The sequence below is a fragment of the Arthrobacter sp. 05N428_2 genome, from assembly GCF_056397065.1.
The window spans coordinates 36981-48485 of record NZ_JBFTMR010000019.1 but is presented as its reverse complement, the minus strand read 5'-3'; the positions used below and the strand labels follow the sequence as shown (position 1 = coordinate 48485).

8 protein-coding genes and 1 pseudogene are annotated in these 11505 nt (G+C 62.9%); 5 read left to right on the top strand and 4 right to left on the bottom strand.

The window, feature by feature from the left end; genetic code table 11:
* Positions 1–196: 196 nt before the first annotated feature.
* Both istA and istB read left to right on the top strand, forming a co-directional pair.
* Positions 197–1798 (top strand): annotated as a pseudogene (gene istA, locus AC1DGI_RS16315) (IS21 family transposase).
* A complete protein-coding gene (istB, locus tag AC1DGI_RS16310; RefSeq protein WP_476899579.1) occupies positions 1795–2613 on the top strand; it encodes an IS21-like element helper ATPase IstB in 819 nt (272 codons plus the stop codon). Before istA ends, istB begins: the two are co-directional and overlap by 4 nt.
* Positions 2614–2804: 191 nt before the next feature.
* On the opposite strand, the gene AC1DGI_RS16305 is transcribed toward istB, so the two are convergent.
* Entirely contained in the window at positions 2805–3416 is a 612-nt protein-coding gene (locus tag AC1DGI_RS16305; protein ID WP_476899578.1) for a hypothetical protein, read from the bottom strand.
* Between the two features lie 486 nt (positions 3417–3902).
* Here AC1DGI_RS16305 and AC1DGI_RS16300 point away from each other — a divergent pair, with 486 nt between their 5' ends.
* Both AC1DGI_RS16300 and AC1DGI_RS16295 read left to right on the top strand, forming a co-directional pair.
* Positions 3903–4877: an aldo/keto reductase gene (locus AC1DGI_RS16300; RefSeq protein ID WP_476899577.1), complete on the top strand. Its 975-nt coding sequence runs from the start codon at positions 3903–3905 to the stop codon at positions 4875–4877.
* 114 nt (positions 4878–4991) lie between these two features.
* Complete coding sequence (locus tag AC1DGI_RS16295) at positions 4992–5903, top strand: DMT family transporter (RefSeq protein WP_476899576.1); 912 nt, start codon at positions 4992–4994, stop codon at positions 5901–5903.
* A gap of 432 nt (positions 5904–6335) precedes the next feature.
* Here AC1DGI_RS16295 and AC1DGI_RS16290 read toward each other — a convergent pair whose 3' ends face one another.
* On the bottom strand, positions 6336–7391 hold the full coding sequence (locus AC1DGI_RS16290; protein ID WP_476899575.1) for a hypothetical protein: 1056 nt from the start codon (positions 7389–7391) through the stop codon (positions 6336–6338).
* Between the two features lie 1019 nt (positions 7392–8410).
* Here AC1DGI_RS16290 and AC1DGI_RS16285 point away from each other — a divergent pair.
* Positions 8411–8803 (top strand): nuclear transport factor 2 family protein, encoded by a 393-nt coding sequence (locus AC1DGI_RS16285; protein WP_441400711.1) that lies wholly within the window; start codon positions 8411–8413, stop codon positions 8801–8803.
* 791 nt (positions 8804–9594) lie between these two features.
* On the opposite strand, the gene AC1DGI_RS16280 is transcribed toward AC1DGI_RS16285, so the two are convergent.
* Positions 9595–10218: a short chain dehydrogenase gene (locus tag AC1DGI_RS16280; protein ID WP_476899574.1), complete on the bottom strand. Its 624-nt coding sequence runs from the start codon at positions 10216–10218 to the stop codon at positions 9595–9597.
* 51 nt (positions 10219–10269) lie between these two features.
* A complete protein-coding gene (locus tag AC1DGI_RS16275) occupies positions 10270–11505 on the bottom strand; it encodes an NAD(P)/FAD-dependent oxidoreductase (RefSeq protein WP_476899573.1) in 1236 nt (411 codons plus the stop codon).

The following is an 11505-nucleotide window of genomic DNA, read 5'->3' as shown; positions in this document are numbered from 1 at the left end:
CTCGATCCGACCGGTGCCGGCAGGACCCGATGGGCCGTGCGTTGGAAGCCCGCTTTGAACGCCTTCGCCATCACCTTCAGCGACCGATTCCCGGCAGCTGAAAACTACTAAAGGAAACCGCCGGATACACCGTTAGTGAGATAGTCCCTCAACGTTGGATCCATCAGTGGATGGATAAGGCGGAAGGCTGGTCTGGATGGAGTCGAGAGTGGAGTTGTTCGCGCGGATCCGAAGGGAGGCCCGGGTTGAGGGCCTGTCGGTTCGTGCGTTGTCGGTCCGGTACGGAGTTCATCGACGAACGGTGAGGCAGGCTCTGGATTCGGCCGCCCCTCCGGAGCGCAAACAGAGACAGGGTGTGTCCTGGAGGCTCGATCCGTTCAAGGGTGCGATCGACACGATGCTGGTCGAGGATACGACGGCGCCACGGAAGCAGCGCCATACCGCCCGCCGCATTTTGGCCCGACTCGTCGAAGAGCACGGTGCGCAGGAGCTGTCGTATTCGACAGTTCGTGATTACGTTAGGGTCCGTCGAGCCCAGATTGATGTCGAGGCCGGCCGCGGCGTCGAGGTGTTCGTCCCCAGGAACATGCTCCGGGCGCGGAGGCCGAGGTGAACTTCGGCGAGGTCCATGTCGTGCTGAACGGGGCGAAAACGAAGTGCCACATGTTCATCTTCCGGCTATCGCATTCGGGCAGAGCAATCCACCGGATCTACCCGACCCAGGCCCAGGAAGCCGTCCTCGAAGGGCACATCGAGGCCTTCAAAGTTCTGGGAGGCATCCCCACCAAACACATCCGCTACGACAATCTCACCAGCGCGGTCACCGCTGTGGTGTTCGGGCAGGGCCGGCACCGCCAAGAGAACGACTGGTGGGTGCTGTTCCGTTCGTTCTACGGCTTCGATCCCTTCTATTGCCAGCCTGGCATCGCAGGGGCCCATGAAAAGGGCGGCGTCGAGGGTGAGGTGGGCTGGTTCCGCCGCAACCGGCTTTCACCGATGCCGGTCGCTGGCTCCCTGGACGAGCGCAACGACCGGATACGGGCTTGGGAAGCCCAGGACGAGGCCCGGCGGATCAATGACAGGATCCGCACCATAGGCCAGGACTTCGAGATCGAACAGCCATTCCTGGCCCCGTTGCCGGCTGAGGAATTTGATCCTCGCCTTCATCGGCCGGAGGGGCCGGGTCTCGCTGCGCGCGTGCGAGGTCGTGGTGTTCGATGGCCGCACCGTGGTCGCCAGGCATCAGCGGGTCGCCGCCCGGTCCGGTCAATCGGTCCAGCTGGATCACTATCTCGAAGTCCTCAAAACCAAACCCGGAGCCCTCCCCGGCTCCACCGCTTTGGCCAGAGCGCGCGAGTCCGGGGCGTTCACGTCCGCCCACGAAGCCTTCTGGGCCGCGTCCCGCCAGGTCAACGGCGACGCCGACGGGACCCGGGAACTGATCGACGTCCTGCTCCTCCACCGGTCCATGAATGCCACAGACATTCATGCAGGGATCAGCGCGGCGCTGGGAGTGGGCGCGGTCAGCGCCGACGTCGTCGCGGTCGAAGCCCGCAGACACGCCACGACCTCTTCCCTGGGTGGGGCCATCTCCGACCGTCATCCCGGTGCTCATGTTGAAGAGAAAGTGCAACGGGTTGTCAGTCTCACCCAGCGCCGACTCATGGACCCCGCCGCCGTCATTGCCGGGCTCCCGCCTGACATCCGTCCCCTTCCCTCGGTCAATGCCTATGACGAGCTGCTGGCCAAACGTTCGGAATACCCCGCAGGAACCGCGTCAAAGGAGAACATCTCATGAGCCCCACCGCACCGGCGACCACCATCACCCCGGCCCTGCGCCGGCGGCGAGGCCTGACCGAACAGGCAGCGGTTGCCGCCGTGGACCAGGCCTGCCGCCGACTGCGACTGCCCACCATCCGGGCAGTCCTCGATGAAGCCCTCGCCGTCGCGGGGAAGGAACAACTCTCCTACCAAGGCTTCCTGGCCGAACTGCTGCTGGCCGAGTGCGACGACAGGGACCGGCGCTCCTCGATCCGGCGCGTGAAAGCCGCGAACTTTCCCCGGGACAAGTGGCTCGGGGACTTTGACTTCGACGCGAACCCGAACATCAATTCCGCCACCATCCACACCCTGGCCACCGGAGAATGGATCCGCAAAGGACAACCCCTCTGCCTGATTGGGGACTCCGGAACCGGCAAATCCCACCTGCTCATCGGACTCGGCACTGCCGCCGCCGAGAAGGGCTACAGGGTCAAGTACACCCTCGCCACCCGACTCGTGAACGAACTCATCGAAGCCGCAGATGAGAAGGTGCTGGCCAAGACCATAGCCCGCTACGGGCGGGTGGACCTGCTCTGCATCGACGAGCTTGGCTACATGGAACTGGACCGTCGAGGCGCCGAACTCCTCTTCCAGCTCCTCACCGACCGTGAGGAGAAGAACTCCATCGCTATCGCGTCCAACGAATCCTTCTCCGGTTGGACCCATACCTTCACCGACCCACGTCTCTGCGCCGCCATCGTGGACCGGCTGACCTTCAACGGAACCATCATCGAAACCGGCACCGACTCCTACCGGCTTGCCCACACCCTCAACCAACAAGCCGCTAGCTAATCGCGGGACCTAGGCTGGTTGCCGGTGTCTCCGCTCTCTTGGTCGGCGGAGCAGATGAAGTTTGGCGCGCCGTGAGATACGACCACGGATTTCTGGTCTATGCGAGATAAACATCGTTCCGTGGCATGGAGCTGACCCCACCCCGCTGACTTGGGTCAGGGCGCGACAGTCTGACGGAATCCTTCAGACCCTCACCAGGACGTGGGGCACGGGGCGGAACCGACGGGGATGACAGGCCTTCTGACCCCCTCGGCCCCCGCCACCTCCACGCTCAGCCTGATGCACCTGGTCTCCGTTCCGTGGACCAGGAAGCCGCCCGGCCACCAGGTGTACGGGGTCTTCTCCTCCGGGCACGCCGTGAAGGTCACGGACGTGTTGCCCTCCGTCGCCCCGTACTCGGCCACGAGTCCCACGGTCGTCTGCTGCTCCGACGCCACGGTGACGGTGACCGTCTGCCCGGCACGCAGCCAGTACGGATCCTTCATCCATTGAACGCCGTTCATGAGCTGAGGCGTGCCATCGCCGGTCTGGGAGAAGTTGTCCCTGATGAACAGCGGATCGACGTTGAAGAGCCTTTCCCCGGACGGGCTGAACCCCGCAGCGTCGGTCTGGCCCTGCAGGCATCCCGCCTCGTAATGCCCGGCAGGCGGAGGAAGTGCCGTGACGGAGGTTGGGGCCGTGGACGACGAAGACGGGGAGTCGCTCGCAGCGTCCGGCGCCGGAGTGCCGCCGCCGGTGCATCCGGCCAGCAGCAGGATCAAAGGAACCAGTCCGAGCGGATGGCACCGCGTCTGCTCCACCATGCCCTCACGCTACGCCGGCGCGTCGTGGGGGAAAAGTACAGGACGGCGCCTCAGTCTATGCAGTGGTACATGAAGGATCCATGATTGCAGGTCACCCGCGGGACTGGGCAACCAAAGTTCCTCAGGGGGGCCAGATATAACCGTCATGCTGGGGCCAAAAAAGGTTGACATAGTCAGCCGACTCCCCTGTACGCCGGTCTGAGTTCTCCGTCTCTAGACTTTCCATCAAGATTTAGCTCCTTTCAAGCATCCATGATTCGATCAGCGAACAACCGCATCACCGCAGCGAACCGCAGCGAACCTCGGACCTTGTCCGCAGATACAACAAACCCACGAAGACAAGGGATTTACGACGACGGCGCCGGCCCGCCCCAGAACGGGGTGGGGCGGCCTTTAAACACTGCGTGCGCCCACACGTGCCGTCTTTCACATAATGTTGGGCCAAGAGCCGCAGTGTAGCGCTGGACTGTTTCACGGAGGACGGACATGGAATACATCAAACTCGGAAACACCGGCATGGATATCTCGCCGCTGGCCCTGGGATGCATGACGTACGGGGACCCGGACCGGGGTCCGCATCCCTGGACGCTACCGGAGGACCAGAGCCGGCCGCTGATCCGCCAGGCCGTGGAGGCAGGCATCAATTTTTTTGACACTGCCAACGTGTACTCCAACGGCTCAAGCGAGGAAATCCTGGGCCGGGCCCTGGCCGAGTTCACCCGCCGGGACGAAACCGTCATCGCCACGAAGGTGCACGGCGCGATGCGGCACGGTCCGAACGGGCGGGGCCTTTCACGCAAGGCTATTTTCGCGGAGCTTGATGCCAGCCTGACCCGGCTGGCAACGGACTACGTGGACCTCTACCAGATTCACCGGTGGGACCCCGCTACGCCGATCGAGGAGACTCTGGAAGCCCTTCACGAGGTCGTCAAAGCGGGCAAGGTCCGCTACATCGGCGCATCCTCGATGGCCGCTTGGCAGTTCAGCAAAGCGCTTCACCTGCAGCGATCAAACGGATGGACCCGTTTCGTCAGCATGCAAGATCACCACAACTTGATCTACCGGGAGGAGGAACGCGAAATGTTCCCCCTCTGCGCGGACCAGAAAATCGGGATACTGCCTTGGAGTCCGCTAGCTCGCGGGAAGCTCACACGGGACTGGGACGAGAAAACCAACCGCTCAGAGAAGGACGAGTTCGGCAAGACGCTTTACACCACCGAGAAAAGCGACAGGGCGGTCTCCGAAGCGGTGCGCGTCATCGCAGAACGCCGCGGCGTGCCCCGCGCGCAGGTCGCCTTAGCCTGGGTCCACTCCAACGACTTGGTCAGTGCGCCGATAGTCGGGGCAAGCAAACGCGCCCACCTCCAGGATGCCCTCGCCTCGCTGGAACTAACGCTCACCCCCGACGAAAAGGCCGACCTGGAAAGTCCTTACGTCCCACATGCGGTCGCCGGATACTGAGCACACCACCCCCGACTCTGAGATGCAGATGAACTTGAAAGAACTCCCAGCAAGGCAACATCTCGGACACTTGTGGACCGCAGCGCTAAACGGCGGCACCTGTAGGGTCGGACCATGATCCAGACTGTCGCCGTACCGGCATTGTCGTCCTATCACTGGCTCGGCATCCCGATCGCCGTCGCCGGAGCGGTGCTGCTGGCCCTCGGCACCCTCTTCCAGCACAAAGCCGTTGACGATCAGGGACCCGCACAGGGGCGTGCCGCCGGGAGCATGGGCGGGGGCCGGTTGCAGGCCCTCCTGCGCAAACCCGTCTGGCTGGCCGGGACGGCCATGCTGGGAGCAGCGATACTCCTGCAGCTCACGAGCTTGAGGTTCTCACCCCTGATCGTTGTGCAACCCATCGGCGCCGTCGCCCTGGTGGTAACGACCCTGGCCACTGCCAGGATGACCCGCAGCTCCCCCGGCCGCCGCGCACTCACATCCGTAGCCTTGTGCATCACCGGCGTCGGGGTATTCGTCGCGGTTGCGGCCGTCTCCGCGCAAGACGTTGAAATCAGCGACCGGCACCTCATCACCATCCTGCTACTGCTAGTCGTTGTCCTCGCCGCGCTGGGTACCGGTTTCGGTCTCTGGCGCCACCGGTGGGGGGCCGTCGTGTTCACCGTCGGCGCCGGGATCCTCTTCGGATTCGTCGCGGCTCTGGCCAAAACCGTCATCGCCCGGCTCTTCCAGGGCGACTTCGAGTGGCTGTCCCTGACCTGCCTGGCAGGGCTGGTCATTGCGGCCCTGTCCGGGACCTTCCTGGTCCAGAACGCCCACACCCGAGGAACATCCGAACTCGTCGTCGCAGGCCTGACAGTCATCGATCCGCTCGTCGCCGTCACCCTAGGCATCACCGTCCTCGGCGAGGCCGACACAGCCCCGGCGCCAGCATTCATCGCCTTCCTTCTCGCCGGGGCAACCGCCGTCGCCGGGGTCCTCCTGCTGGCCACAGTCAAAAAGGAGCCGGCCAGCGCAACGCCCTAATGAGCCGAAGCGGAGCTTCCTGTGGAACGACGCAGAATGCGAACAGCGCTACCTCCTGCAGCGCCAGGATAGGAAGCGATCAGGCCCGGTGCCGTTGAGTTGGCAACTCCACCAACGAGGACCACTCGGTCAAATGTCGGAATCAAGAACCTTCCGGGTCCAGCGGGCCATCCGAGGATCCTTCGCCGCACGACGGCGATATCCACTGGGCAGTCTCGCCTTCGCCGTACTCATGCAAGTCTCGGGACAGGGACTCGAGAGGGGCGTCCAACATGGGCAACTGTACCGAGACGATACGTCGAACCAGCAAGTAACGGCTGCCGTAAGCCGATCCTCAGCGTGCGCCTGCGTGACGCAGATGGATGACCCCCGAACCTCCTTGCACCCTCGTTCCAGTCCTATGTCTGCCCACCCGCGCGCTTCATACGGTCTCTAATCCTCCATTCGCCACGTAATGAGCTTCAACGTCCCGTTGCCAGCACGCACCGCAGTCGTGATGTTGTTTCCGCTGGGCACGGCCAAAGCGACTTCGCTGACAGCACCCGCCTTGTCACCGYTGTCCCCAGTTCTTTGGATAATTCCGCTGTTCGGATCGACATCCCAGCTGATCAGTTTCAAGGAACCATTGCCGGCGCGCACCGCCGTCACGTATCGCGCGTCGCCTAAACGCGAGATGCAGATGCAGGTCGCGGCGCCGGCATGGTTCTCGGTGTCGTGAAGCCGCTGGATCTGTGTGCCGTCCGGTGACAGCGACCAGCTGATGAGCTTCAGCGAGCCATTGCCAGCCCGGACCGCCGTGACCAGGCCCGCCATGGCGATTTCACTCACCTCACCGGCTTGGTCATCGCTGTCGCCCAGCCGGGAAATATTCTTGCCGTCTTCGGAAAAGCCCCAGCTGATGAGTTTGAGCTTGCCGTTACCGGCCTGAACGGCGGTGAGCACAACATTCGGCGACGGCACGGAGACCGCGATGAGGCTTACTGCGCCCGCCTGGTCATCGCTGTCGCCCAGACGGGTGATCGTTCCCGTGGCGTTGTCGAGAGCCCAGCTGATGAGTTTCAGAGAGCCATTGCCCGCCCGAACCGCCGTCACCAGGTCCGCTGCTGTCTTCGGCGGCCCCGGCACGATGGTGACAATGCTGGCTGCCCCAGCTTTGCCATGAGTGTCTTTGAGACGAGAGATGGGGCCCGAACCGATCCCGTCATTCCAAGAAATGAGAAGCAGATCTCCGCTGCCGTCGCGGACTGCGGTGACGGTAAGGTTCCGATTTCTTGCGACGGCAATCGCGCTTACCTCGCCTGCCTGATCGTCGCTGTCCGAGTTCCGAGCAACAGCGCCCGGGCCGCCAGTGCTCCAATTGATCAGTTTCAGAATGCCCGACCCCGTTCTTACCGCCGTCAGCGAATAAAACCCGAGCTGCTCAATCGCAATATCAGTGGCGGCACCAGCCAATGCGCCGCTGTCGCCCACCCGCGTGAAATTTGTCATGATTCAAGCCCTCCCCAAATGGCCCAAACCGGAGGCGCAAGTCCAAGGCTCGCCAGCGTCTGCGACAGTCCGCCGGTGGCGGAAGTCTCCCGACTGCAGGCCAATTACCCGACATGGTTCGCCTGATCAAGCGCGCTGTCAAGGAGCCAACGATATCCTCATGCTTCGTCTTGGCTGCGGCTAATCCAAATGTGGTCGCGTCACATCGTCCTGACCCCGGCTACGCGCATCTCCGGCCGCGAAACCAAATGAAAATCTCCCAAATCGATCGTAGACTTGGGCGTACTTGAGGGAGGTTTCGATGGATACGGGTGACCGTCTTACCGATTCTCTGCTGGACGTGATTGGGCTCCAAAATTTCCTGCATGACTTCATCCGTGCGTTGACTGTTCGCCGACTCAAGCCGGGCGAAGATGTCAGCCATGTTGTCGAAGAACTGGGTCTGACAGCGCCAACGGGCTGGCAGCGAGGGCCCATTACGTGGGTCGGTAGTACTGAAGACTTTGGGACCAACGAGGACCATACGGGGCAGACTCTGGTGCTCGTGCAACCTGGCCATCCCGAGGCGGTAGGACTGACCATCGGATGCATCCGCGTTCATGGAAGGCGGTATTGCCTTGAATGCGGTTGGCTGTACTGTCGGATCGTTATCAGGTTCTAGGGTGAAGAGTTCGCGGTAGCCGTTAAGGGTTATTTGCGCCATCGGCCGGTCCGTGTACTGCCCGGGAGGCGACGCCACGTCCGCTCCTTAGTTGAACAGACCGTGGGTACCCGCGAACTTCACTGCAGTGCATCCAAATTGCCGACGGCGTTGCCGATTCCGAGCGCTCGCGGCCAGTTAGTGCAAGCCCTCGCGCGTCGGCGGCCATGGCCAAAGGACATGCGCCGGGCCCGGCCCATCCTAAACTCAAGGGACCGCTCCGAGGCAACTGTTAGACCGTCGACAGGCCCCCGGCCCAGGAATACCGTTAAGACGTCCCAGCACGACCCAACAAGGATGACGGAGAGGATGTCCGACCATGGGAACCACAGAAAACGTTGAGTTGGTCCGACGCGGGTATGAGGCCTTCAACACTGGGGATATGGCGAGCCTGAGCGAGATGTTCGCTGAGGACGCGGTCTGGCACGCAGCCGGAGGCGGCGTGCTGTCCGGGACGAAGAAGGGTCGCGACGCCATTTTGGCGTTCTTCGGCGAGTTGGGAGCCCGCACTCAAGGTCGTTTCCAAGCCAACCTCAAGGACATTGTTGGAGGGGAAAACTACACTGTCGCGATTCAGCAAACCCAGGCAACAAGCGGCGACAAGACCCTGGACGTGGGCACCGTCATCACGTTTGTGGTCCGTGACGGAAAGATCACGGAGGGGCGGGAGTATTTCGAGGACACCGGGAAATTTGACGATTTCTGGGTTTAGAAGGCGGAATTGAAATCCGGATAGTACACATGCTGAGGATGCGGCCAAGGCCGCCGTATCGATCGGCTGGCCAACAACCGGGGAGGAGACACCACGGGAGTACGCGGCAAAATTGATAACACTGCTGAGAAGGCCGGCTTCACGAGCAAGGAAACATGCAGGCGCGGCCACGGCCGATGTAAGCCTGAGAGCCGAGGGCTACGCCGAGGTAGTCGGTCCATCTCCAGCGACGCGGTACCGGGGTAACAGCAGTGAGTTGCCCAATAGCTTCGGTGTCCGTCGCCGACTGAACGATGTCGGGCCCTACAGCGGCCCCGGTCTTCGTACGTGCACGTGGACACCCAGGCCTACAAGGTCAAGGACACCGCGCTGGGCTGAACGGCGGCTCCGTGCCCAGATCCAGAAGGCAGCCCGGGCCATCGGAAAGAAGTCTACAACTGCGCCAGCCGCAGGCCACAGCCCCGTTGCCGGCGAGGCTGGGCAGCCGTCATGGCGGCCCGCTCCGGGCCGGACAAGTTCGGAAGCGCGGTCATGCAGCTGGCTGGGATAATTCGCAGTGAGCACCCAGGACGAAACTAACGAACAACACGCAGAGGCTCTCTCCGGCAACAGCAACTGGGACGTGCCTTCGCTCACGGCGGGCGCGTGGGCGGACCGCTCAAGACGGGGGGTCGCTCAGCTTTTCGTCACGAGCCGATCCGGGCAGGGATGCACCCGACCGCGCTTGACTATCGCAGGGTGAGCCCTTGTCACCGGGTTGTTGCCCCACATCCCCCAAGTCACGTTCTTGGCTAGGACCAGGCTCGGATCGACTGTCCAGTCTCGGAACCGTAGACGCTGCGAACAAAGGCCGCAGCCGCCACCGCGCCGGGGACGGCAGGGAAACCGGGAAATACCGCCGCATACGCATCGGCGGATTCTTCCAGCACCGTGGCGCTGACTGTATTCAACCGCATGTGTGGCAGCTCGACGGCAGCACTCTTGACGAAGGCGTCCAGACCGATATTGGCGATTGCGCTGGGCGAGCCACCGGGAAAGGCAAAATTTCCCACGATCCCGCTTGTCAACGTGACGGACCCGCCCGGCCGTACATGGCCGCGGGCCGCCAGGGTGATGCGAATCTGGCAAAGCAGCTTACCCGTCAGCGTCGCGGTGTAAGTTTCCAGGGTCGCATCCTCCGCCGACGCCCACTTGGCTCCGCCAATTGTGCTGACCACCGCGTCCACTGTCCCTACCTTGTCAAAGAGTGCCGCGACGCTGGCATCGTCCCGGCAGTCAACTGGATGCTCAGCTGATGAGCGTGACGCGCTGATGATTTCCAGGTGCCCTTGACCGACCTTGTCGTGGTGTGTGGACAATGCCCGCACGACGTTTTTCCCCACAGTTCCAGTGCCGCCGATGACGAGTACTCGCATGAGTGTGCCTTTCGTTCTTGCTTTATGCCAGATGTAGCCCTGATGACTCTCTTAAGTGCGCAACGGATTGAACGCCGCAATTTCCTGCGGTTTTTCACCGGTGAGGATCTGTGCGGCGAGCAGCTTGCCCGTTGCCGGTCCCAAAACCATCCCCCACATACCGTGTCCCCCTGCCGCGTAAATTCTGTCCGAGGCCAGTCGGCCAACGATGGGGAGCCCGTCGGGTGTGACAGGGCGGGAGCCGACCCACCCGTCGCGCAGTGAGGACCAGTCGATATCCTGCAGCAGTGGACGAACGGCTCTTGCCACGGATTCGAGCCTGACAGGATCCAGGGGCTCGTCTGGGGCGAGGAACTCCATTGTTCCCGCGATTCGAAGCGCCCCCTGGTAGGGCGTGCAGACGACCCGTTGTTCCGGAAAGTATAGGGGCCCCTTGGGCAAGCAATCGCCGTCGACGGTGAACGAGTAGCCTCGGCCCGCCTGGACCCCGAGTCTTAAGCCCCACTTGCTGGCCAGCTTGGGCAGCCAGGCGCCGGTGGCAAGAATGACAACGTCGGCCGTGAGGAGGGTCCCGTCGTCAGTCCTCACGGCCGCCGACGAAGGCCCGGAGTCAACGGAATTTACACCGGTGCCTTCCTCGATCTGGCCTCCGCACGCTTTGAAGGCCCGGGCGAGGTCCCAGACAAAGTCACCCGGATCAAGATAACTCTGTCCGCTTATTTCCAGGCTGTGCACCACGGCATCGGAGAGCACTGTCGGACGGGACCCGTCGGACTGGGTGCTGACCCCGATGCGCTGGCCCATGCCGTGGAGGTGTTCGAGTTCGGTCCGGAACGCTGCGGCGGCCTTGGCGCTGCGAAAGCCTGCAACGTAAGGGGCTGCAACGACGGGTGAGGTAACACCATGTGCTTTCAGCTCGGCGAAGGACTCCTCCGCAATCCTCGTGATGGGCTGGAGCGCTGACATGGTCCGCTGCCACTTCCGGGCGTTCATGTTGGCGGCGAAACGCAGGAGGAACTTCCAAAGCTGCGGGTCGAACCGAAGCGGCACGTGCAGGGGGGCATCGGGATCGGTCAGGCTCTGCAGGGCGTACCTCCAGGCTCCCGGTTCAGCCAGGGGCATGACCATGCCCGGGGTTACCCAGCCGGCGTTGCCCCAGCTCGCTCCGGCGGCTGGTCCGACTCTGTCGATGACTGTCACCGACACTCCCTGCTGCTGCAAGTGCCAGGCAGTCGACAAGCCAACGATGCCGGCACCGACGACTACGGCTGATTGCGGTGTTTTCAT

Coding starts and splice junctions, on each gene's coding strand:
- AC1DGI_RS16280 (WP_476899574.1), bottom strand. CDS start 10,218: ATGCGAGTACTCGTCATCGGCGGCACTGGAACTGTGGGGAAAAACGTC.
- istB (WP_476899579.1), top strand. CDS start 1,795: ATGAGCCCCACCGCACCGGCGACCACCATCACCCCGGCCCTGCGCCGG.
- AC1DGI_RS16305 (WP_476899578.1), bottom strand. CDS start 3,416: ATGGTGGAGCAGACGCGGTGCCATCCGCTCGGACTGGTTCCTTTGATC.
- AC1DGI_RS16285 (WP_441400711.1), top strand. CDS start 8,411: ATGGGAACCACAGAAAACGTTGAGTTGGTCCGACGCGGGTATGAGGCC.
- AC1DGI_RS16300 (WP_476899577.1), top strand. CDS start 3,903: ATGGAATACATCAAACTCGGAAACACCGGCATGGATATCTCGCCGCTG.
- AC1DGI_RS16295 (WP_476899576.1), top strand. CDS start 4,992: ATGATCCAGACTGTCGCCGTACCGGCATTGTCGTCCTATCACTGGCTC.
- AC1DGI_RS16275 (WP_476899573.1), bottom strand. CDS start 11,505: ATGAAAACACCGCAATCAGCCGTAGTCGTCGGTGCCGGCATCGTTGGC.